Origin of the sequence: Pseudoalteromonas sp. Of11M-6, assembly GCF_022347905.1 — a bacterium.
In the GTDB taxonomy this organism is placed as follows: domain Bacteria; phylum Pseudomonadota; class Gammaproteobacteria; order Enterobacterales; family Alteromonadaceae; genus Pseudoalteromonas.
In genome coordinates this window covers 26973-50475 of sequence record NZ_JAKRFW010000040.1, presented here as the reverse complement: position 1 = coordinate 50475, position 23503 = coordinate 26973, and the positions used below count along the sequence as shown (strand labels likewise).

The 23503-nt window shown below is 44.1% G+C and carries 20 protein-coding genes and 1 pseudogene; 9 read left to right on the top strand and 12 right to left on the bottom strand.

Annotation, left to right across the window (positions count from 1 at the left end; genetic code table 11):
- Positions 1-274: 274 nt before the first annotated feature.
- Positions 275-682: pseudogene (locus tag MHN32_RS17490) on the top strand (DDE-type integrase/transposase/recombinase); the annotation flags it as partial.
- A gap of 120 nt (positions 683-802) precedes the next feature.
- Here MHN32_RS17490 and MHN32_RS17485 read toward each other — a convergent pair.
- From MHN32_RS17485 to MHN32_RS17470, 4 genes are all read right to left on the bottom strand, one after another.
- The gene (locus tag MHN32_RS17485; protein ID WP_211865033.1) at positions 803-1738 is read right to left on the bottom strand and encodes a fibrinogen-like YCDxxxxGGGW domain-containing protein; all 936 of its coding nucleotides are present in this window, start codon (positions 1736-1738) and stop codon (positions 803-805) included.
- Between the two features lie 303 nt (positions 1739-2041).
- Positions 2042-2506, bottom strand: a complete 465-nt coding sequence (locus tag MHN32_RS17480) for a GNAT family N-acetyltransferase (protein ID WP_239422406.1) — start codon at positions 2504-2506, stop codon at positions 2042-2044.
- A gap of 74 nt (positions 2507-2580) precedes the next feature.
- Positions 2581-3117, bottom strand: a complete 537-nt coding sequence (locus MHN32_RS17475; protein ID WP_239422405.1) for a GNAT family protein — start codon at positions 3115-3117, stop codon at positions 2581-2583.
- Positions 3118-3198: 81 nt separating this feature from the next.
- On the bottom strand, positions 3199-4365 hold the full coding sequence (locus MHN32_RS17470) for an MFS transporter (protein ID WP_029215701.1): 1167 nt from the start codon (positions 4363-4365) through the stop codon (positions 3199-3201).
- A gap of 101 nt (positions 4366-4466) precedes the next feature.
- On the opposite strand from MHN32_RS17470, the gene MHN32_RS17465 reads away from it, so the two are divergent.
- The 3 genes from MHN32_RS17465 to MHN32_RS17455 all read left to right on the top strand — a co-directional run bounded on the left by MHN32_RS17465 (position 4467) and on the right by MHN32_RS17455 (position 8768).
- Positions 4467-5354, top strand: a complete 888-nt coding sequence (locus MHN32_RS17465; protein ID WP_010603632.1) for a LysR family transcriptional regulator — start codon at positions 4467-4469, stop codon at positions 5352-5354.
- A 168-nt stretch (positions 5355-5522) separates the two neighbouring features.
- Positions 5523-7808 carry an InlB B-repeat-containing protein gene (locus tag MHN32_RS17460; RefSeq protein ID WP_239422404.1) on the top strand — a complete coding sequence of 762 codons (2286 nt, stop codon included), beginning with the start codon at positions 5523-5525 and terminating at the stop codon, positions 7806-7808.
- Between the two features lie 285 nt (positions 7809-8093).
- Positions 8094-8768, top strand: coding sequence for a DUF4386 family protein (locus MHN32_RS17455; protein WP_010603634.1), 675 nt, complete (start codon positions 8094-8096; stop codon positions 8766-8768).
- Between the two features lie 66 nt (positions 8769-8834).
- Here the strand turns inward: MHN32_RS17455 and MHN32_RS17450 are convergent, their stop codons facing one another.
- From MHN32_RS17450 to MHN32_RS17440, 3 genes are read right to left on the bottom strand one after another with little or no spacing between them, the layout of a single operon-like run.
- A complete protein-coding gene (locus MHN32_RS17450) occupies positions 8835-9239 on the bottom strand; it encodes a lysozyme inhibitor LprI family protein (RefSeq protein WP_010603635.1) in 405 nt (134 codons plus the stop codon).
- A gap of 17 nt (positions 9240-9256) precedes the next feature.
- On the bottom strand, positions 9257-9574 hold the full coding sequence (locus tag MHN32_RS17445) for a hypothetical protein (RefSeq protein WP_010603636.1): 318 nt from the start codon (positions 9572-9574) through the stop codon (positions 9257-9259).
- Complete coding sequence (locus MHN32_RS17440) at positions 9567-11024, bottom strand: PLP-dependent aminotransferase family protein (RefSeq protein ID WP_239422403.1); 1458 nt, start codon at positions 11022-11024, stop codon at positions 9567-9569. Before MHN32_RS17440 ends, MHN32_RS17445 begins: the two co-directional genes overlap by 8 nt.
- 96 nt (positions 11025-11120) lie before the next feature.
- On the opposite strand from MHN32_RS17440, the gene MHN32_RS17435 reads away from it, so the two are divergent.
- The 5 genes from MHN32_RS17435 to MHN32_RS17415 all read left to right on the top strand — a co-directional run bounded on the left by MHN32_RS17435 (position 11121) and on the right by MHN32_RS17415 (position 14513).
- The gene (locus tag MHN32_RS17435) at positions 11121-11696 is read left to right on the top strand and encodes a GNAT family protein (protein WP_010603638.1); all 576 of its coding nucleotides are present in this window, start codon (positions 11121-11123) and stop codon (positions 11694-11696) included.
- Complete coding sequence (locus MHN32_RS17430; RefSeq protein WP_235368182.1) at positions 11693-12274, top strand: FMN-binding negative transcriptional regulator; 582 nt, start codon at positions 11693-11695, stop codon at positions 12272-12274. The genes MHN32_RS17435 and MHN32_RS17430 overlap by 4 nt, the downstream gene beginning before the upstream one ends.
- A gap of 71 nt (positions 12275-12345) precedes the next feature.
- The gene (locus MHN32_RS17425; protein ID WP_010603640.1) at positions 12346-13359 is read left to right on the top strand and encodes a DUF5924 family protein; all 1014 of its coding nucleotides are present in this window, start codon (positions 12346-12348) and stop codon (positions 13357-13359) included.
- Positions 13360-13458: 99 nt separating this feature from the next.
- Positions 13459-13902, top strand: a complete 444-nt coding sequence (locus MHN32_RS17420) for a DUF2000 domain-containing protein (protein ID WP_237117355.1) — start codon at positions 13459-13461, stop codon at positions 13900-13902.
- A gap of 53 nt (positions 13903-13955) precedes the next feature.
- A complete protein-coding gene (locus tag MHN32_RS17415) occupies positions 13956-14513 on the top strand; it encodes a hypothetical protein (RefSeq protein ID WP_010603642.1) in 558 nt (185 codons plus the stop codon).
- Positions 14514-14939: 426 nt separating this feature from the next.
- Here the strand turns inward: MHN32_RS17415 and MHN32_RS17410 are convergent, their stop codons facing one another.
- The 5 genes from MHN32_RS17410 to MHN32_RS17390 form a co-directional block, all read right to left on the bottom strand.
- Positions 14940-16715 carry an FAD-dependent oxidoreductase gene (locus MHN32_RS17410; protein ID WP_239422402.1) on the bottom strand — a complete coding sequence of 592 codons (1776 nt, stop codon included), beginning with the start codon at positions 16713-16715 and terminating at the stop codon, positions 14940-14942.
- Positions 16708-18471, bottom strand: coding sequence for a thiamine pyrophosphate-binding protein (locus MHN32_RS17405; protein ID WP_239422401.1), 1764 nt, complete (start codon positions 18469-18471; stop codon positions 16708-16710). Before MHN32_RS17405 ends, MHN32_RS17410 begins: the two co-directional genes overlap by 8 nt.
- Positions 18458-20332 carry an FAD-dependent oxidoreductase gene (locus tag MHN32_RS17400; RefSeq protein WP_239422400.1) on the bottom strand — a complete coding sequence of 625 codons (1875 nt, stop codon included), beginning with the start codon at positions 20330-20332 and terminating at the stop codon, positions 18458-18460. Before MHN32_RS17400 ends, MHN32_RS17405 begins: the two co-directional genes overlap by 14 nt.
- Positions 20333-20500: 168 nt before the next feature.
- Positions 20501-20911 (bottom strand): Cu(I)-responsive transcriptional regulator, encoded by a 411-nt coding sequence (cueR, locus tag MHN32_RS17395; RefSeq protein WP_174169465.1) that lies wholly within the window; start codon positions 20909-20911, stop codon positions 20501-20503.
- A 5-nt stretch (positions 20912-20916) separates the two neighbouring features.
- Positions 20917-23295, bottom strand: a complete 2379-nt coding sequence (locus tag MHN32_RS17390) for a heavy metal translocating P-type ATPase (RefSeq protein WP_239422399.1) — start codon at positions 23293-23295, stop codon at positions 20917-20919.
- Between the last annotated feature and the right edge of the window lie 208 nt (positions 23296-23503).

Genomic DNA, 23503 nt, shown 5'->3' with positions numbered 1-23503 from the left:
GAAAAAATCCGTTTGGTGCCAAATTCAATTGGGTGATCTGATCAGGTGAGATGCCGTGAGGGTAATTCTATCTTATTGTTAATACTATGATTTTAGGTTTTTTATACATTTAACATTCGGCTCTGGTCTAAGAACTGGGAATAAAGGCTGAAATTAGCTGGGCCAACAATCTTGACTGTTACTTCCATCAACTGCAAATCGCTGACACCCACCACTAATTTGCCTATTCCTCAGCTTTGACGTTAATAGTGATGGATGTCACTTATTTTTTATTTTAGTCGGTTGGGCGATGTCAGAAAAGCCAAATACTGCATTAACTATCAAAGCATTAGATAGAGCATATGAACAAAGAGGCAAGCCTAGGGGAGTTATGTTCCATTCAGACCAAGGCAGTCAGTACAGCTCAATCAAATTTAGGCAAAGACTATGGCGATATCAAATAACACAAAGTATGAGCCGCAGAGGAAATTGTTGGGACAATGCCCCGATGGAGCGTTTATTTAGAAGTCTCAAAACGGAATGGCTTCCAAGTACAGGCTACAGTTCATTTAAAGAAGCTGAACAAGACGTTAGCTTTTACTTGATGAACTATTACAACTGGAGAAGGCCTCATAGTCATAACGATATGCAAGCTCCAGCAGTAGCAGAAGAAAAACTTAATTCACTGTCCGGAACTAGTTGACCACTACACAGAGCGTCCATACATGTCACTTATTTTTTGGGAACGGCTTAAACATATGCTAATATCTGAAGGTGAAAGTGTGGGCAGTCTTCACTGCCCACACTTAAAACTGGGAATAGCTTATCTTACGTAAATTTGAATATTTTCCGGTGAATAGAACATGTTACCGCTCGTTGCCGTACCATATTTACCACTGCGTTCTGTAGGTTTAAAATCGAGATTGTAAATAGTAACGGTTGTGAAATAAGTTCCGTTATTTGGATTGCTTAGGTAGGTATAGTCAGAACCTGTATAAGTGCAACCTGGTTCCGAGTGAAAAACAGGCGTGTTTGCCAGATCGTCTACCAGCACCTGGCAATTTGCAGTATCCAACTGGGCAAAATCAAACATTACATAATTGTCGTTGTTTCCATCCGTAATCATGATCTGCGTGGCATTCGATTTTAGTGCTTGCCACACAGCCACATCAATATAGTGGTTTTTTTGAGTTATCGGATCTGTCAGTTCCTGGGTGCGAGTGTGTGATGCTCCACCATTCTTCTCACGGGTGTTAACCAGAGTCCATCCACCTTGAGCAACTTCCATATTGCAATAAACGGCTACAGAAGTTGGGATACCATTTTGAGTAAGCTCAACAGTGTAAATCCCTGATTGCGCCGCTGGATCTTTTATTTTTACTTCGTCACAAGACTGATCAGCAACGCCAGTTGTCGATTGCAACATTAGCTGGAAGTCGCCAGATTCAAGGTTATTGTTATACCAGGTCCCCTGATATAACCCATTAGACATGAACCTGCCAAGATAGTGCTTCTTGATATTACCGTCTGTTGTGGTGAACTCGATCATATTGTCATTGTGAAGATAATGACCCTTTGTCACACTGTTATCAGATTTGAGCACAAAGTCATCTTGTACTCTCAGTAGTTCAGAGCTAGACATTGTATATCCGGCGTCAAGCTGTCCATCGAGAAATGTATCTTCCTTTAGGTCGATATATTGAGGTGTGGCGTAGCTGTATGAGCTGATCAAGGAAAGAAGTAGCAGGTGTTTTTTCATAATAATTCCTTATTTTATTTCTGTTATGTCGCAAAAAGAACTGGCTAACACAGACACCCACCATAAATTTGCATCTATGTTCTGGTGGGTGTCTGCTATCTGTACACCATCTTTATCACTAAAACCAACGTTTAGTAAAAATGCTACGTATGCGAATCACTACTAAATTGAATCGCCCCGAGTTCATCGGAGACTAGTTTGTTTAAGTCAGGCTACTTTATCTGACTCTCTTAAATTATCATAGAAATCTGTACGGCTAACACCGACACCCACCATAATTTGCATCTATGCTACAGTATAAAGCTAAAGCAAAGCTTTGCTCATCACCACGACATCAACGCCTCGGTAATTGACGTTTTCGAGCGGTTGCCAGCCGAGTTTTCGATAGAGTCCACCTTCTGGATGCTCTGTTTGTAAATATAACGTGGTAACACCAAATATTGAGGCTAATCGCTCTGCTTCTTTGACTAAGCGTGACGCTAGTTTATTTCCACGATAGGGCTTATCCACATAAACGCCACCAATCCAGTGCTCTTTATCTGTGTAGATACTCATTTCATGAAATTTAAGCTGCACGACTCCTGCGATTGTGTCGCCATCCAACGCGACGATTACACAAGGAATACTAGAGTCGTTAAGGTAGTCTAAAAGCTTTTGCTCAAAACGCTCTACAGAGGCCTCCTCAACAATGCTTCCCCACTCATCAAAATACCACTTGGCAATGGTTGGGATGAATGCTTTGTGATGCGCTAAAAGTTTAAATTCCATCTTAATTCCTCAAATAAACATAATACGGACAAAGGATTATCAACCACTTTTACAGTAACTGTATTTTGTTCCCTTTACAATTCCAGATAACAGGCCTTAGTTAATTGATAAATATAGATATCGTGCTTTTCATCGCCTATATCCAAAAAGGCTTTTAAACGACATTTGCGTTTCATCCCTAACTTCAGCATCAACCGCTGCGACTGTTGATTGCCAACAGCGCACATTGCCTGAATGGTATCGACAGAACACTGTTGAAAAGCCGCCTTTATCAGCGCCGCAGCAGCCTCATAGCCGTAGCCACAACCAATTTCATCCTCCGCTAATCGAAATCCAATTTCACCAACCTTTTTCTCTTCGTCGACATATTTAAAAACTAGCTCGCCAATCAGTTTTCCTTTTTGTTTGCTCACTATAGCCAAGATCAAGCGCTCGTCTTGTTCTCCCTTCCAAGGCTGGCATGCTTGAACTAGCCGCTCTTTTGCCGACTCGAACGTGGCAGGCGCACCAATATATTTTGACGTATTTGGATTTTTCCGATGGCTATAAACTGCATCAAGGTCGTCCATTGTCATACGTCTCATGGACAAACGTTCGGTTTCAAACTGCATTGGTATTTTTCCTCACTCGCAGACCACACATAATCATCAGTCTCAAAAATAAACGCCCCCTAGTAGCAGCCCTGCATTTTATTACTCTTTACAAACCGGCATAAAAACAGTGCATAAATGCCGCCAGGTTAAAAACAGTAACAATGCACAGCCAAAAACGAGTACCGCAAGAGACTCTACACCACTCAGTAACCACTTATTGACTACCCATGCCACGCAAGAAAAAAATAGCAGCTCAACCGCCCCTACCAGCGCATTCGCTGTTCCTGCCTTTTCTGGATGTAAAACCCCAATGAGATGCATGTAACTTGGAAAATACGCGCCAAATACAAACATAATCGCAGCATAAGCGAGCAGAACAGCAAGCGCACTACCACTTGCAAATAGCAGCAATAACACGCTGACAACTAATGCAGGCCAAGTCCAAATTACAATATCTAAATAGGAGCGCTTACGTTGCAATACCTTAGTTAATATTGACCCTATGAGTAAGCCAAACATGGGGATCATCATCGCCTGACCTATTGCTTTGGATTCCAAGCCAAACTGCCTTGCCAGTAAAAACGGCAGATACAACTGAATGGTAAGATACAAAAAAGTAGGTAACCATTTGAGCGACGCGAGGGAAATAAATGATCGGTTTAGCAATAGACTTTGATATTCATAAAAGAGCGCGTTTGGCCGTAACGACAAAGTAGTTTTACTGCTCTGCTGCATAATTCTATAGCCATACACCAAAATCAAAACATAGTATGCGAATGCAAACCATGACATCCCCTGCCACCCTACCCAGCCAGATAACACCCCAGCCAAGAATGGACTACAAATAGCAGTCACACTCACCGACATTGCCAGTGTCGCCATCGCGCTTTTAAGTTCTGCACCTGATAATCTTGCAGCAAGAAGCGTTCTGCCAATTAACACCGGCGATGCAGCACCAATGCCTTGCAACACTCGACCGATAAAAAATACCTCGGCGCTAGATGCTATTGAGCAAAAAACCGTACCTAACAGTAAAATACCCAGCCCACTAAAAAATAAAGGCCTATCGCCAAACTTATCTCGTAGCGGCCCAACCAGCAGTTGCGCAGCTCCTAGTGTAGTGAAATAGCTAATTACTGCTGCTTGTCCTTGACTAGGCGTAAGCTGTAAGGAATCCGTGATAGTAGGTAAAACAGGGATGTAGATTTGGCTTGCGATCTGAGAGCAAGACATCAGCAAAACAGCTAAAAACACCACTTGAAACACGTCAGCTCCTCTTAACTTAATAGAGGGTAATTTTACCGAGCTTTTAATATCCAAAAAACAAGGTAATAATAAAAACACTTATTCCCATCAGGAAACAATTAATGGATTGGTTAACCGGAGTACGGAGCTTTAGCAAAGTTGTAGAGTTTGGCAGTTTTACCCGGGCCGCAGATGAAGAAGGTGTTTCAGCGTCTGCAGTGAGCAAACGAATTGACTGGCTAGAACAACAACTAGGCTTAACGCTATTTATTCGCACTACTCGCCAAGTTAATCTCACTGAGGCTGGGGAGCACTTTTTGCCGAAAGCTTCAATATGGCTTGCGCAGTTTGAATGTTTAACTGATCACGGACAAACGCTGAATCAAACGCCATCAGGTAGCTTGAAAATCGCATCAACTCTCGCGGTAGGCAGCACCATCTTGATGCCAAATATCGCCTCATTTTTAGCTAAATATCCCAAGCTAAAAATTCATCTTAATGTCATCGCCCCTGGCGCACACCCAGATCTTAATCACGATTTAGTGATCACACGCTACTATGAAGCGTTTGACTCAGCCTCTCACAAAGGCAGCCGGCTCATTGACTACCAAATGCAAATCTTTGGTGCTCCTCACTATCTCAAACAGCATAACCCTATCGAATCTCTGGATGATCTCCGCCAACATAAAATGTTGTTAAGCAGTTACTACCATAAGCTAGGTGGGATTATTCTTGAAAATGGAGACACCTTCCAATTTGACAATTACAACTTCGTCTCTGATCAGTTAGACGCAATGCTGACTGCGGCCGTGCAAGGTTTGGGGCTGGTGTTTATTTCTCCTAGCTATGTGAAAAGAGAGCTTGACCAAGGTTTGCTCACACCAGTTTTACCTGAAGTGAAATCAGAAACAAAACAATTGTGGGCGTATTATCCGAAGGCAAACTACACCCCCTATAAAACTCAACTTTTTATTGATCACCTTAAAAAGCACCTTAAAGCAACAGAGTAGAGAAGAATGACTTTCACATTTGTTCACAATTCAAGTACAAAAAATTCTCTAAAGATTTAGAGCCACATGCTAATTTAGGATATTTACTCAACTTTGTAGTACTAAACCGTGCTAACAGAGTATTTCGCTAAAAATAGAGCCACATACTATAACTTTAAAGGACTAACAATGAGTTTTAATCTCTTCACGAAAACCACACTGGCAACACTAATCTCTGGGCTAGCTGCAATGAATGCACAAGCAAGCCAACCGCTCAGTTTAGATACCATCACCGATCCACAAATAGGTTGTGATACAAAAATTGAATTACTGATGGCAAATGCTGCCAGTGGCGTAAGTGACAATTTATTGCCCGCTGAGACTATGTTAGAAGTGCTCAATACCCATTGCCAGCAACACCAACAAACTACAAATGAAACTGAACGAACCCCACCTGAGCTAAGAGCAATCCACTTGACCTCAAATTCAGTTAATGTCAACGACGGTGACAAAACCGTAGATATTACCTTGAGATTTTACGATGAAAGCGGTGTAAAATCCGCACGTGTTTATTTATCACCACCAACAGGCTTTAGTTGGGGTGGCAACAAATCAGCAGTAGCTTCTAATTGGCAGAAAACCGATGAGACTGGTGTGTATGAAAGTAAAGTCAGTTTTACTTTTACTGATGCCGACATCAATGGTAAATGGTTTTTAACCTTAGGCCACGTAACTGACGTAAATAACGCGGTTCGTTTTTGGCTTCGCGAGAGTGAAATTGAAGCCGCCGGCTTTAACCCATACATCGTCGTCTCAAATGATAAGGTCTCTGAAGGAGTTAATCCTGAGATCAAATCTATTGTGATTTCAGGCACTGAAGTTGATGTAAATACAGGTGATAAGACGGTTAACGTAACCGTAGAAGCTTACGACCAGTCGACTATGTCTAAAGGCGTAATTAGGGTTTCACCACCTAGCCAGTATAAATCACTTGCTATAAAACAGGCTGAGTCATCTGATTGGCAAGAAACAGATGTCGAAGGAATTTATCGTTCGAATTATTCTTTCACCTTTACTGATAAAGACCTACCTGGTGAGTGGTTTGTTGCCACAGCTATGCTCACTGACAGCAACGGAAATATGGGAGTTTACAACCGAGGACACTTTAATACACTAGGCTTACCTTCTGTCATCACTGTAAAAAATGAAACAGAACTAGATCTAGTACCACCCAGAATCGACCATATCGCTTTTTCATCTAATCAACTGGCATCAGCGAATGGTGAGCAAAACATAACGCTAACAGTCACAGCGTCAGATCTATCGGGGATGGCCAAAGGTTATTATGCTCTCAGAGCACCAGAAGGTTCTGACGCGGAAGATAAGCTTTTCACTATAGAGCAATGGCAACAAGGCAATAGTCAAAATGAGTTTGTTGGTACTAAAGGTTTGAGTTTCAGCAACGATGACTTGCAACAAGGTCAAGGTGTTTGGCAATTAGACGCTAGTACTCAAATAGACTCTGCGGGAATATATAGCCAAGGTGCTAAAGCGCGAGAGTTAACAACGTTAGGCGCTACGCCTTATATCTTTGTTGATGAAGAACAGATCAATAAAATTTCTGTTAGGGATATAACGGGAGCCAAGCAGGTAAAAATGGGGTCTAGCATCCCAGTTACGTTAGAAATAGCTGAAAACACACTACCCAGTTTACCTAGTCAATTTCATCTTTACCTAGATTCTGAAGCCGCATTAAAGCTTGATTTCGAGTCAGTAGATAACGAATATACTACTAGCTGTGAAGCGTTAAGTAACCGTCACATATGTAGTTTTAGCAATGGCGCTGACATTAAATCAGTTCAAGTCTCGTTTAATGTAACGCCCAGCGAAGTAGGCGTATTTACGCCAACCGTCCGCTTCTCGTCAGAATTCCCTGAATTAGACTACACAGACAACAAAACCGCGTTTCAAGTAACAAGCTACGAACCAAAACTGTTTAATGTCGTGTTTAAGAATTGGGACGGTGGCGTGCTTGCTACTCAAACTATTGAAGAAAGTACTTCCGCGAATGCTCCTCAAGTTCCGCCCAGAGAAGGTTTCACATTCTCTGGATGGAATGGAGATTTTAGCAAAGTGGAGCAAGACCTTATCATTACTGCACAATTTGAAATTAATATGTATCAAGTTAAGTTCGTAGATTGGAATGGTACAGTCATCAAGGCCGTGGAAATTTCTCATGGGCAAGCAGCAACACCGCCTCTAGAGCCAAAACGAAATGGCTACGCATTTACTGGGTGGGATACTACTTTTGACAACGTCACCAGTGAACTAGTTGTTAAAGCGCAGTATAAAGCGAGTTCTAATCCAACGACTACCGATAAGGAAGATAAAGGTAGTTCCGGTGGTGCGTTCGGCTTTTTACTAGCGATGCTAAGCACGCTGTTGGCTTTTGTTAGACGCAGAACACCTGCATAACCTGCAAACCTCATTTCAACAGCATAGCGACGCTTCGCTATGCTGTTTACCTTCACCAGATTGCATGAGAACCCATGTCTGGCATCTCAATGGCTCCACCTGCAGCCTGTGCTGTGATTATGATGCGAAATGGTAATGCGGATAGCATTGTTCATATTCAATATTGTTCCTAAAACACCCACATCGATAAACTATTGTTACAAATAATCCCCCCTGTTTTGGCGCTGACTCTCCATATGTTGCTAAACTGAGCACAACAATAATAATCAAGTTTTTGGAGTAGCCATGTCATTACAAAAATGGGGAGGAGTCGCTGCACTCACAGAAGCGGCAACTTATTTGTTTGGCTTTGTATTATTTTTTGGAGTATTGGACTCCAGTGGACATAATACCCCAGCGCTTTACCTAGATTTTTTCATCCAAAATCGCGACACCTTTTTCCTCGGCTATATTGTCATTGGGATTATTTTCAGCTTCACGCTTATCGTGTTGGTACAAGCCATGCAGCAGCGCTTGAGTAAAGCCTCTCCTGAGCTGATGAAATTTGCTAGCATAGTGGGTTATATATGGGCCGCAATTGTACTTGCAAGTACCATGGTTTTTTTAACCAGCATTGCAGCAATTGCAAAATTTTATGAGATCGATCCAGCGCTTGCCCTAACGGTTAATCGCACCATCTCGATAGTGGTAGATGCGCTTGGCGGTGGTATCGAGTTGGTCGGTGCAATATGGGTACTAGTGGTTAGCTATGTTGGCATTAAACATAACGTTTTTAGTCCACTGTTGCATTATTGGGGGTTGTTGGTCAGTATTGCAGGAATCCTTACATTGTTTTCTGGTCTTTCTTCTTTCTCAGCAAACCCATTTTTTGACGTGACCACTGCTATCTTCGGGTTGGGGCAAATCCTATGGTTTATCGTATTAGGTGTGATGTTATTGAGAGATGAAACACCAGCATAGGCGCATAACCACAGCTGGATAATATCTCCAAGGGGCAATTGCAAAATTATTGCCAGAATCACGCGTTTACTCTGGTTCTGGTAATACTGGTGGAGTGCTATCCATATAAGTTAAAAAGTTAGCCCAAAGTGTATGAGTTCTGGTTTTTACTAATTCCTTACGACATTCGAGTGCCATCACGCCACGAATAGTGCCTTCTCGCCATTGGGTATATACCGCGCCGCAGTGGGCATCGAGATAGCTTTGCCACGCCAACTGCGAGGCTTTAATCGCTTCTACCAGTTGCTCATCAAAGGCATTATGCTCAAGGCTTTTTTGGTAGTAACGTTCAAGTATTTCAGTTCTCGCGTTAAGCTCGCTCATTGCACACTCGTTGATGTCTAACGTTGAGATAGGATTTTCACACACATCTCCTCCCGCCAACGTGATTTGGCAATGTAATAAAAACAATGCAGCCGCTATCAATCTCATGATATTTCCTTTTGTATTTAACCTTTAATGAGTTTCAACATGTTACCGATGGAATCGAGGTTAATTCCACCCATCAGCTCTGGATTATTCAACGCATAGAGGTAATCTTCTATCAAGGTGCAATCAATCTCGTCACGCAGTTCAACAAACCCAGCCCAATTTTCGAGGTCATCTTCGTCAATTTCACCGCTGAGATATTTTGCTAATACCACGCTTAACATCGCCTTGCTGATAGCGAGCGATACTGCACTGTTATCGCTCAATAATATATTTAACGCCTGTTCTTTGTGTGGGCCGAATGTAACATACTCGGCCAGTGCTTGTTGCTTATTCATGATTTTTCTCCAGCTCTGCGACCAAAGCAAATAACTCACTCAGCCCAGCTTGCTGTTGCTCGACTTCTTGCGCCGCAAAGCCTAAGCGAATATGACTTAAACTACTAGCCTTATCGAGAGTAAATTCAGGCTCACATTGTACGTAAATCCCTTTTTCAAGTGCTTTTTCAGATAATCTCGAGACGTCGCGTTTGCTGTTTACCCAATACGCCATTCCGCCTTGTGGCACTTCAAAGTCAATATCTAACTTGGCTTTAAGCTCGCTTAGGTGCTGCCCCATCACGTGATGGCGTCCTTGATAGGCTTTGGTCATGCGGCGTAAATGGCGCTCAAACCCGCCCTCTTCCATCCAGTAAGCCACAGCCAACTGGGTAAGGGCATCATTTTTGTGATTAAGTAGCTGCTTACGTGCCACCAATTGCGCGAGCACATCGGCCCGCGCACTCATATAACCCACACGAGCACCGGCAAACATGATTTTTGAGAAGGTAGAAATATAAATCACAATACCACTTGGATCGCTTGCCGCCATTGGCTGTAACGGCGGGCAGAGATAATGAAACTCATGGTCGTAATCGTCTTCAATAATAAACACGCCATACTGCTGGCACAGCTGATAAATCGCCATGCGCCTCGGTACAGATAAAGTCACTGTCGTGGGGTATTGATGTAGAGGAGTTAAATACAACAGCTTCACCTTGTTTTGTTCAAGGCAGCGCGCCAAAGCCTCCACTTTAATGCCTTCTGCATCTTGTGCTAATGCAAAAACTTCAGCGCCTGCATTGGTAAAGGCGTGTCGCGCAGGTGGATAACCAAGCATTTCGATGGCAACACCATCACCTGGATTAATAAATGCATTTGCCACCAATGAGAGCGCTTCTTGGGAGCCATTACAAATCAGTAAATCATCACATACCAGTCCCCTCGCTCTGCGCAAATACCCCTGAATTTGGGATTTCAGTAACTCGCACCCCGCAATGTCTGAATAGTGAAAATGACTGACATTGGTTTTGCGGCACGCCTTTACCAAAAACCGCTTAAACTCATCATAGGGAAAAGCATGAAGATCCGGTAAGCCCCCTGCAAAACTATAGCGGTAGGCTGTACGCTTAGTGCTGCTTACTGGGGTCAGTATTTTAGCAAATTGCGGTACGATTTGTGGTGTAGCAGGCACTTTTGTGTCTATCTGTTGGCTACTGAAAATAGGTAGTTCAGTATTGACTCGATAGCCGCTGCGCTCTTTAACCACCAGCCAGCCTTCAGCTACCAAGTTTTGTAGCGCATTCATCACCGTGTGCCGATTCATACCATGTAACTCAGCCAGCTTTCGGGCAGAAGGAAGTTTGTCACCGGGTGTGAGCTTACCTTCAGTAATGGCACTGCGTAAAACATCTGCTAAGCGTTTATGTTTAGCATCTTGAGACTGTGTTTTTGGGCTAATAGAAATCAAGTCTGGTCTAATTAAATTATTAAATCTGGTTGTTTTATATCAACCAAAATCAGCGCAATATGCAAGCATTAAAAACACAGAATGAATGGAAAATTGATGCTTTCAAAACAAACGCTAGAATCCAATCGCGTTAAGCTCACTCCGCTTGAAGCCGCGCATTTACCTGAGTTATTGGCTCGAGGCAAAAAAACCGAGATCTGGAAATGGGTATTTAATAATTATTGTCGCGATCAAAAAACCATAGAGCAATGGTTTTACGGCTCTGCGCAGTTTGACGAAAGCGAACAACTTGTTGTTGCAATCATAGATAAAGACTCAGGTAAACTGGCTGGTAATAGCCGCTTGTTTAGACTTGATAAACTCAACCTAAGTGCCGAAATCGGCCATACTTTTATTGGTACTGAATTTCAACGCACGCATGTTAATACCCACGCCAAATACCTGTTGCTCAAATATGCCTTTGAAGCGATTGGACTGGTGCGTGTGCAATTTCAAACGCATGAATGTAATCATAAGTCTCGTAATGCCATCGCTCGACTCGGTGCCCATTTTGAAGGCTTGTCGTTAAAAGATAGACGCCTGCCCGACGGAAGTTACCGTAATACAGCACGATTTGCCATCACTGACGAGATGTGGCCTGAAGTGAAAGCGAGGTTGGAGGAAAAGTTATGAGCTACCCAAGAAACTACTACATTGAAAGCAACCCAAACATACTCAGCTCTGTGATCACAAAACACCCGCTGGCCACGCTGACGGTGATCCAGGAAGGCAAGATAAAGACGGTTTTTGTACCGCTAACATTAAGTGATGACCATGCTTATTTGCTCGGACACGCTACAAAAGACAACCCGATTTTTCACACAGGTGGTGTTATTCAAGCAGTTTTCCACTGTGAAGATCATTACCTCTCACCCACGGTTATCCCTGCCATTAAGCTCCCCACGTGGTTGTACGCAAATGTGATCGTTGAAGGTGAGCTCGCACTTATTGCTACTGACGATGAAAAATACGCGTCAATGCAAGCGCAAATAACGCATTTTGAGCAGTTTTCAAATAGTGATTGGCAGCTTGATAGCGTGCCTGCTAATCAACGCCAATCGCTGTTTAACGCCATTAACTTTTTCAAGATTAAAATCAATACGATGCATGGCGCTTTTAAGTTAAGCCAAAACCAGTCGAGTGACATTCGCGAAAAAATCAGAACACATTTAACGTCATCCAAAACAATGTTAGCAAGTTATGTGTGTTAATTACTAAACTCATACTACATTCATGGTTGAAGTGCTTGAATCTTACAGACCAGAAAGCAATTTCTATTTCAATGCGTTATTTCAAAAACCTAATAACAAAATTTATTTTGATGATGCAGAAGTGGCCCGGCCTAATGGCGCTGTTGGCTTTTTGCAGTGGTATAGCGAGCTTTATTTTAGTTGAACGTAAAGAGTCGTTTTCACAGATCATCGCTCTGCTTTTACTCACCAGTTGGCTGTGGCTTATTATTGATAACTGGCTTCGCGACCAAGTGGAGCAACGTTTTGGTATTGTGTTGTCACCCAACTTTATGCGCTTTGCCCTACAAATGGTGCAACAGGAAAGTCTATTCTTCGCACTGCCTTTTTTCTTGGCTGCCACAACATGGAATCATCCACAGGCCGCGTTTACCTGCTTAATTGCACTCTGCGCGTTTATCTCCGTTGTGGACCCGATATATTACAAAAAGCTAGCCCGGCACAATGTGCTGTTTATGGTATTCCACAATTTTGCTTTGTTTGTTGTGATTTCAGTTACGCTACCTATTTTGCTTCACCTGACAACCGACCAAAGTATACAAATAGCGCTAGTCACCGCCATTATTCTTACCCTACCGAGTCTTGGTAATGTCATGCCACATGCAAGATGGTGGCGTTTTCCCTTATTGGCTCTGCTGCTAAGTGCACTTAGCGCTGGTTTGTGGCAGTTACGTAGCTGGGTTCCCCCGGCGGCCTTACGACTCACCGACATTACGCTGGCTTATGAAGTTGATAGGCAGCAACGAAAGCCAATGAACAGTATCCAACACCTCGATACCCATTCGCTTCACGAACAAGGCTTGTATAGTTGGAGCGCGGTAAAAGCACCACGGGGACTAAACGAAAAGATCTTTCACGTGTGGGTACACAACAAGCAAGTGGTTGACCGAATCCCCTTAAATATTAGCGGTGGACGCGAGGAAGGCTATCGAGCTTGGAGCCATAAGAGCAACTTTCCCGCCGACTCAACAGGTAAGTGGGAGGTGCACGTTGTCACCAGTTCAGGACAACTGATTGGCCTAACAAAATTTACTGTATCTCCTTAGGAAATTTTTAAGGAATTACAATCAATTATCGAAATCTAGGCGCGGTGATAGTGTTATTATGATATGGTTAAGCGTCTCTTTTCTTATTCAAGGAAGTCTATGACTGATTTTTCCGTTTTACCGGACGAAAACTCGAAGCGATTTGTTGCTGTGCTCAATAAAAAAGTTGAACTTGGTCGACTTTTTAATGCGCTTGGCCATATGACCGCTGGGCTCATTGACCAAATTGGTAATACTGATGAGCTCTGCTTTTTACCGTATCAAGACAAAGATGGCGGCATTCACCCTTCGATTTCGCACTACCCTTTTATTGTGCTTAAAGCAGATAACAGTAATAAAATCAGAAAAGTGCGAGCAGAGCTTGTGGCTCGTAACATCCCCTTTACCGACTTTACAAATACCATGATTGTTGGCACATCCGAACAGCAAGTAAGCGCCACCGCTGAAACACCAGAGCAAGAATTAGAGTACTTTGGCATTTGCATGTTTGGCGATAGCGCGGAGCTTAAAGAATTTACAGGGAAATTCAGCTTGTTTAAATAACCAGAGGTTTATTTTTGGTATCACTTACTTTGGTTGTAGTTTAGGTTTAATTTATGAAACGATTTTCAAGTATTGCGTTGGTCATTGTTGTATTACTGGTCATCCTTAATATGAGTAATTTGCCTTGGGAGTTAAGATTTGCAGCTCCTCAGCATAATTACCTTTTCGTTATGATACTGGCCATCATCTTGCCCGCTTCAGTGTTGCTGTGGTCGTTATGTCGACGCACCAAGTTACTCAAAGTGTCTGGCTTCTTAGTCGCTTTGGCAGCAGCAGTGCCGAGTTTCATCGTATTCATCTTTGCCGCTGGTGATTATTCCGAGATCAAACAAAGCGGCGTTGACAACTCCTTTGCCGAACTTAATCGACTGAATGTCAATGACGATAACTATGTGCTTTACCGAACCGACCGCGGAGCCACCACCTCATATGGTTTAGTTTTACGCTTAGAGCGAGAAATCGGATTTGGTATTCATGCAGTAAAGGTCGTTCACAGCAAATACAAAGCCGCAGAAGGTCAGCTGGAGTTGCTTTCTGAGAGCCAAATAAAAATGCAGATCCAGCCTTATGATACGCAAGACCAAATGGAAGTGGTGGTGTTAGATATTTAACATGCTTTCAAGGCCGCAGCGTAAAGCACATGATAAAAGCGACAAAATCGCTGTGTAAAACAGCTCCTACTACGTAGCGTAAATACGCTTGTAGGAGGCGATTCACTCGCCGAGCAGTTTATGTTTTCTAACGAATTTTGGATGAAAAATCCCCCTCATCTCACCACCCAAAAATTCAATATAAAAACAACAAGATCGCTGTGTAAAACAGCTCCTACTACGTAGCGTAAATAGGCGTGTAGGAGGTGGTTTACCCACCGAGGGTTTATGTGCTTCGACAAATACTCGGTGAAGAATTTATCCCTCTAACCTAAGCCCAAAGCCCGACATAAAAACAACAAGATCGCTGTGTAAAACATCTCCTACCTCAAGGTGAAACCAAGCAAAAAGCCGATACTGGCTTTTTGCTCTTCACATTTAACACTGTTAAATAATTGTCTTACGGGTTCTTAGGCGATTAAAGTTGACGTAAACCTCTTTACCACAGTCTAATTTAACTGTGAAACCCGAATACTCCTCTTTGATTTCAATGAGTTTTTCGTAATTCTCTTGGAAGTAGGTTTGCGTCGGGATGGATGCGTCTTTAAAGCTGATAAACGCGCCGTATGCCCCTTCTATGGTGGTGTCGCGGCTCACTTCAATCCAATCAAGTGCACGGTTTACATAACGGTATACTGGATTTGCTTGACCAAGGCGTTTGCTGTCATAACTGCCGTCATATTTTAACTCGGTATTCCACCAAGTTTGGTATTGAATGGTATACTGCGCAGTAGTATAAGGAAAGGCAACACGTTCCTTAGCATCATCACAAGTATCATTAGCATAAAACTTACCTGCAATGGCACCTAGAGTGACATAACTAAATAGTCCAAGTGGGGCATTTTGTGCAAACAATAAAGGCGATGTGAGTGAACGCAATAGCGCCAACTTGCCTTGTTCGGTAAGACCTGACTCACGCACTAGCTTCGAGGTGATCTTGTGTGGCGCTGGGGCGTCGAAGTCTGGTGTAAATGGTTCGCCATCAAGGCTTGCGGCAAGCGTCCCTTTTAACCCCAGTTTTTTGAGATTAGCCAAAGAGTTTCGCGACCAGTCAGACATCAATGCTTCGCTATAATTCTGCTTGGTGTCCGTGCCCGTCACCTGCACTTTAGCAGTGGGAAAATACTGCTTAGCAAACTGAAGTAGCGCCTTTTCGGAGCCTTGCCAATAACCGTACATAGTGCTTGGGTGCGCCAACGCTTTTTCGTAACCAGATGATTTTTCACACTCGCTAACATCTGGGATCGCGTTGATTTTTAGGTTAGTACCAACTAAGTTCTCGGTACCCTTTCCCGTATCGTTAATCGCATCTTCCCACTGGCTGAGCAGCTGCCAAGTTGCTAAGTCTGTAGAGCCAACCGCCTCATTATTCCAGTTAATTTCAAAGCGGTGGATTTCGTCAGGTAGCTCAAAAGCTTTGACTCTAAACTCCGTCACTATTCCATAACTTAACGCCCCGCCTCCGCGTAGTGCCCATAAGAGATCTTCATTTTCAGTCTCAGATACCTCAACTCTCGAACCATCTTGCAAAATAACAGTCGCACCAACGAGTGACTCACAGCACATCCCTTTTGCTCGCGTCCACGGGCCCCAACCACCGCCTTGAATATACCCAGCTAACCCAACCGTGGCACAGGTGCCGTGCGGAATGGTTAACGGCGGAATATCCTTGTAACCAGATTCCGCAAGCTTTGGAACTAATTGATAAAAGCGATATCCAGAGCCAATATGAGCAATATAGTCATCGCCTTCTTTCTCAATGGAGAAGTCTTTTAAACCGCTTAAATCCAGTAGCACCACATCTGTGCCACTACACTCCCCTTCGTGATCATGGCCACCAGAGCGCACGCGAATGGGTAAGTTAAACGCTATCGCCTCTTGATAGGCGCGCATTACATCATCGGTGTTATTACACATCACAATCACCGAGGGCGAAAACTGAAATCGTGTGTTAAAGATAAGTGCTTTAGCTTGATATTCTCTAAAGCGCTCCATCGAAGTATCCCCCGTTGGCAATAAAGTAAGCAACTGCTTTGCAGAAAAGCCATGCTTGCTTTCTAACGCGAGTATAAATCCTTGTGTCGCGCGCCAATAGCGGTCGATACGCTTTTGTGCTTCTTCTAACTGATATTCAGGGATTGGTTTATTGGATTGTTTAGGCATTGTTGTTTCCTTGCGCTGTGCTATTTCCACATGGACAGTCGTCCACTTTGTTACCCGTAATGGCTTCGGCGAGATCTTGTATCGCCGGTGCGAGATCTTTTTTATCAATATTGACTTTAATGAGGTACGGCTTACATGGGTTTTCATGAAGCGCAGCAAAAACCCCATTTAGATCCGCGACGGTCTCTACATGCAAATATTCAACAGAATACGCATTCGCTAATGATTTATAGTCCCAATGATGCAAATCATCAAATGGTGCAAACGCGCCCGCAGGAGTAAACGCACAAATATCAACAAACGACTGCTCAATTGCATACACTTGGTTACTCATTACAAACACCGCAGTATTGAGTTTATTATGGCTAATGGTAGACAGTGTTTGGCACATCATCATAAACCCACCGTCGCCTGCAACTACAACACTACGTCGATTGTCAGCCAAAGCTGTGCCGAGTGAACAACCGGTTTCATGACCTAACGACCCCCAAGCCGCGTCACTAATAAAGCGACTTTCTTCAATACCAGTTAAACGAGCCGCCATATAAAGCGAAGAGCTTTCACCTAAAATAAGGTTGAAGTCACGCACCTTTTGGCATTGGGCTAACTGCTTTTGGTATGTGCAAAAGAAGTTTTCGTAGCTGATGGTATCGCAATCTCGTACGGGACTTTTCAAGTAGGGGTTTTCCGGCAACGAGCAAAGCGCATGATGCTGCATCGGGTAATGCTCAACATACACCGTTAAATCATCAATAAACTGTGCTAAATCGATACCACCAAAACGCTCGCAGTTACCAATTCTTGCTTCGCCCATATTCACGCGGATCAATTCGTTGTCTTGCGTTTTTAACATGGTCAGGTAGTCATCAGTGAATATTGCCCCCAACGCTAAAATGCAATCTCGTTTGCTAACAAAGTCAAACGTTTCAGGCCATGACGCTTCACCCGCATAGGTGCCAACAAACAGCTTCTTCCCAAGCCCTTGCGCCTCACTTAATACTGATTTGGCTAGCGTGGTCGTGGTATACGGAATATTGAGATTACAGAGCAAGTTTTCGACTTCCCTTTGTATGCCAAGTCGCGTGATCTCTATGCCTAATAATACCAACGGCTTCTCAGCTTCTTTGAGTCGGTTGATTACTTTATCGAGTAAATTTGCCATCATCGTAGGATTAGATGCAGGTCTTGGGATCACTAAATGGCCATCTGGTTTATCACAAGCTGCGCCCCACACGTTTTGCCATGCTTCTAGATAAATAGGCCGCTTTTCACTCATGGCAAGGCGTAACGCATTGTCAATAATGTCAGGAGCAGAAGCGGGATCCGAAAGAATTTCACTGGCGACAGTGACATTTTCAAACACCTTTTTATCTGCGCTATAGTCGCCGGTAGAGTGATGAAATAACACGCCTGTTTCTTCAATATCTACACGGTTTTCAGCCGATGGGCTTGCCGATATAACGACAACAGGATTACGCTCGACATAAGCGCCGGCGATGGCGTTTAATACACTGAACGTGCCAACGCCGTATTGCACCGACACCGCGCCAATTCCACGGTATCTTGCATATCCATCCGCCGCGTAGCCTGCCCCTAGCTCGGTTACATCGCCTACAGCGTCAATACCAGGAAAGTTGTCCAGTGCGGTCATAAATTCTTGCACATAGTCACCAGGCACTTGAAACACCTTATCAAGGCCCAACTGCTTTAACCGCCACAGTAAATGGTCAGCAACCGTAAAATTAGCGGTACTCATGATTAATACCTCGATAAGCGAATTCAGTGACTTCGTCCAGCGTGTCCGAACTGGCATTTGGCTGCTGCGCTGAATGCTGACACGAGCAGCCACCTTTACGGCAATCTACTGGTAAGTAGTTGTGGTGTGACTCAAGCCACTGTTCATACTGGGCTTTGTCTTTGGATAACCAATTAGGCGTTGGTAAAGCAAAGAACTCAGCCAATGTTGATTCAGCCGTATTTAACGCCCCTTCAACCCAACCTTGTTCATAGGAGTACGCTTCGCCAACAATATAGATTTCTTCACTTGCAACAGGGTGGCGCATTCTGCACATGATCTCATCGAGACGATAATTGGCTTTCCACTCATGCCAGCCACCGCCATAAGGGTCATCCCCCCACTCTTGGTAGATAGCAGAATATGGCATTGGGAGCGCTTTTTGATTATGTAACGCTTGAATTTGGCGATGTGCCGCTTCAACCATCCCAGTGGTAATTTGATACTGGTTTTTAGGTACTATCTCATTTTCGGCATAGCCTTGTGCACCATAGGCTGGCATATAGCCTTGGTAATGCTCGCCTTTTTCTAAACCTTTCCAGTAAGGGATAGTGCCAATATCATTGTAAGAAGCCATTAGCAGCGAGTTGGTATTAGGCTCACCATAGGTATGCTCTACTTTACATACCCGTTCGCCTTTTTCGTTGGTCTCGTATTCAAGGCATTCTTTTTGATCGCATTCCGTGCCCATGTAATAAGTTTGACGGATTGGTAAGTCAGTGACAGAGCGACCAGCAACAAGGCCCAAACTGCGCCACCAAGGTTGCTCGTAAGCCATAAACATCTTAATCGCTTTTTGGATAAGCACAGACGGAATGTTTTCTTTTAACCAAGGGTCGTCAAAGAACGGCGATTCAATCAGCTCAAGCGAGCGCCTTGGCATAGCCAAAATAAGCCGCTTCACTTTAACGCTGTACGCTGGAGCATCTTTATCAACCACTTTCCCACTGCTGTTCACTTGTGTTGGTTGAAAGGTGAGTTCATAACGATACTCGCCACAATGATGCAGCTCAATTTTTGCAAGTCGATGCAACATATTAACGCGCTTACAGCGGTCAAGGCAGCCCGGTGCCGCTGCAAACTCTTCACATAACTTCAGCGGTAACGCCTGAAAACCATCTTTGAGGGTCTTAAATACTGTATCATCGCTATATTCAGTGGCAGGCAACTGAGTAACCGCACTGGCATTCGCCACATTAGCATCGTAGCCCCCCGCTTCTTTCATAAAAAGGTATGCTTCGTTACTCAACACATGCTCAAGCAAGTTCCAAAAGCCAAAGCGCCAGATTTCCTTGCCAAACACTTTGACTTTCATCTGCTCTGCGAGAGACATATCGGCAAATCCCGGGCAGATGAGGTTCATGACTTTAACTTGAAGATCTTCCGGTCCATAGCCTCGCTCTGTTTCTTCAAGCTTGTATGGGATTTTATCTGGACACTCGGCGAAATCACGATATCTAAAATATTGCCCTCGCAGGTAAAAGAGGTTGTTTTCACTACCTGCTTCAGGGGAGCTTTCTGCATTTGAAGGGTATAACGGCAGCTTTGAGCCCATTGGGAAGTCTTTGGTTTGGAGCTTTAGCTCATCCACCAGCGTACTCACCATCACATGATCATCAGGAATAAAGCGCATGCCACCAAGCTCAGCCACGACGTTGGGTAACCCCGGAAGCGTGCGACTGTACAAACGACCACCGATACGATCGCTATACTCAAATAAGCCTATGCGATGTGTATCACCAAGCTCTTGTTGCAGACGCCATGCACTATAGACACCTGATACACCGCCACCCACAATGGCAATATCTAGTTCTTTATTCATTTTAATATGCTCCTTTAAGCTATTACTTTAAAAGCATATTTAAGGGTGGTGATTTTATCTATTACACCGAGTTACAACAGATTACAGAGACATTACAGCAACTACAAAAATAGCCAGTCTTCAATGATGAAGACTGGCTATTTAACGTTTGCTTATTCTAACCTTCGGCTACTTTAGGCTATTTTGGCAAAGCCCATCTAAAATTGGACAGTTTGCATTTTCGTCACCATTACAGTTGTCCGACAGTTGTTTCAAAGTCTCACGCATTTGCTGAAGTTCATTGATTTTATGCTCAATCTCATTCAAATGATGCTGCGCTATCGATTTGACTTCACGGCTAGTACGATCTGGGTTTTGTAACAAATCGAGTAAAGATTGGATCTGCGCAATAGGAAACCCCAGTTTTCGTGCTTGCTTTATCACACCTAGCAATTGTAATTGTTGTGAATCGTACAGCCGGTAGCCTGCTTCACTTCTTTTGCTGCACTTTAGTAGCCCGCTCGCTTCATAATGGCGGATCATTTTTGCCGAGAGTCCTGTACGCTGCGCGGCTTCGCCGATTGTGATCAGTTTTTCCATGACGTTTACTCCTTTGGTTGCCAACGTTGCAATAACAACGCATTGCTAATGACTAGTAAACTACTGGTCGCCATCGCCGCACCTGCAAAAATAGGGTTAAGGTAACCCAGTGCTGCCAATGGAATGCCAATGACATTAAAGATAAATGCCCAAAATAGATTTTGCTTGATTTTGCGATAGGTTAATTTTGCCATCGCTAAAGCAGATGCCACTAAGCTTGGTTCGCCCCGCATCAGCGTCATGGCCGACGCGCTTACCGCCACTTCCGTACCGGTTGCCATTGCGATACCCAGATCAGCCTGTGCCAGTGCTGGGGCGTCATTGATCCCGTCGCCGACCATTGCCACACAGTAACCTTGCTGTTGGGCATTAGCAATATACTCAGCTTTGTGCTCTGGCAGTACTTGCGCTTTGTAATCGTCCAGTTCTAGCAATTTAGCGTTGTACTGTGCACTACTTTGGCTGTCTCCAGTCAACATTGCAACTTTAATCCCTTGCTGCTTAAGCTGTTTGACCGCGGTATAGGCATGAGCTTTAAGCTCGTCAGTAAAGTAGAATAGCGCCAAAAACTCGCAGCTCAGTTCACTATTTTGGCTCACTAACCAAGATAAAGAAGCGCCGGGTATTTCTTCTGGTAGCGCAGGCAAAGTTAAGCCTAACTCTTGCATCCAAAAGCCGCTCCCCAAATAGACTGTCTTATCTTGGTATTGTGCTTTAACGCCTCTACCCGCTACCACTTTAAAGTCGCTTACAGGAAGTAATGACAATTGCTTTTCCAGTGCCTTATTGACCACAGCCTTGGCAAGCGGGTGTTCGCTGTATTGCTGTAACGATGCCGCCAGCTGTAACACCTCGTCTTGATGATACGTAAAAGTGTGCATATTGCTAAGTTCAGGTTTGCCCATCGTAAGCGTGCCCGTTTTATCAAAAATTACCATATCGATGGCAGTTGCTTGCTCCAGTGCACCAGCATCTTTTACTAAGATCCCATAGCGCGCCGCAGTGCCTGTACCTGCCATAATCGCGGCAGGTGTTGCTAAACCAAGCGCACACGGGCAAGCAATAACAAGAACCGCCACCGCATTCAGAATACCTGTTGGCCAATCTCCAGTACTGAGCCCCCATGCAAAAAATGTAATGATTGCAATCACCAATACCGCTGGTACAAATATCGCACTCACTTTATCCACCAACGCTTGCACTGGTGCTTTCGCGCCTTGTGCTTGTTCTACCAAACGAATAATTTTTGCCAACGTTGATTCCGCGCCAACACTGGTTGCATCCACTTCAAGCACGCCATCAAGATTCACCGAACCACCAGTAACTTTATCTGTTTGTGCTTTATAAACAGGCACGCTTTCACCGCTGATAAGCGCTTCATCTACCTGTGAGTGACCTTCAACTACAACGCCGTCAACCGGTATACGCTCACCAGGTTTGATCAATAGTCGTTCGCCACTTTTTACTGCCCCAGCAGGGACTTCTTGCCAACTGTTATCACGCCAGACCATAGCCGATGTTGGCCTTAAGCTTTCAAGCGCTTTAAGGGCGCTGGTTGTACGTCGCTTGGCTCGGTGTTCAAGATACTTGCCCAACAGCACCAAACTCAACACGGCACTGCTGCTTTCGAAGTATAAATGTGGAGCGCCATGCTCACCGCTGAATGTCCACCACAAATACAGCGACAGGCCATACGCCGCACTGGTGCCGATGGCCACCAGCAAATCCATATTCCCCGTTCCCGCTTTTATTGCTCCCCACCCGGCACGATAAAAACGCGCACCAAAATAAAACTGAACAGGCGTGGCCAATGCCCATTGCATCCAAGCCGGGAGCATCCAGTTTTGGTTAAACAACATGGCAAACATGGGTAACACCATAGGTAAGGTGAGCGTCAGTGACGCCACTGCCGGGAACCAATCAGCGCGATAAAAGGGAATTGCTGCCACTTGTTCGCTTGACTCATCAGGGTCTGCTTGTGACTGTACCACAGTGTAACCGGCGTCGTTAAGCTTGGCTTCGATTTCAGCGAACGGTAACTCTGCCACTAAAGTTAAGGTTAGCTTTTCAGTCGCTAAATTGACCTCGGCTTTAATTACCTGCGGTAATGTTTGCGCAGCCTTTTCCACTCGGCTTACACAAGACGCGCAAGTCATGCCTTTAACTTGATATTGCACTTCACTGGTATCGACCTTGTAGCCGGCATCTTTTACCGCACTGACCAACGCCGACACCTCTGCACTCCCCTCTACCGAAACCGCTTCCAAGGCTAAGTTAACACTGGCACTGACAACGCCAGACACTTTCTCTAAGGCTTTCTCAACTCGGCCAACGCACGAGGCGCATGTCATGCCTGATACATTAAATTTTATTACCTTGTCCATTTCTATCTCCGCAAACGCGTTCATTCTCATTGTTGGACACTAACCCTTACCCTTATGGTAAGGTCAAACAAAATTGTTCATTTATCTAACAGAAGAAAAAAGAGTTTTCATAGATAAATAACCTGAGGTTTAGATAAGAAATAGATGAACTCATTGCCTTTAAGAGAAATAATGACTTCTTTCTCACCTAGCCAGTAAGTTTTAGGGA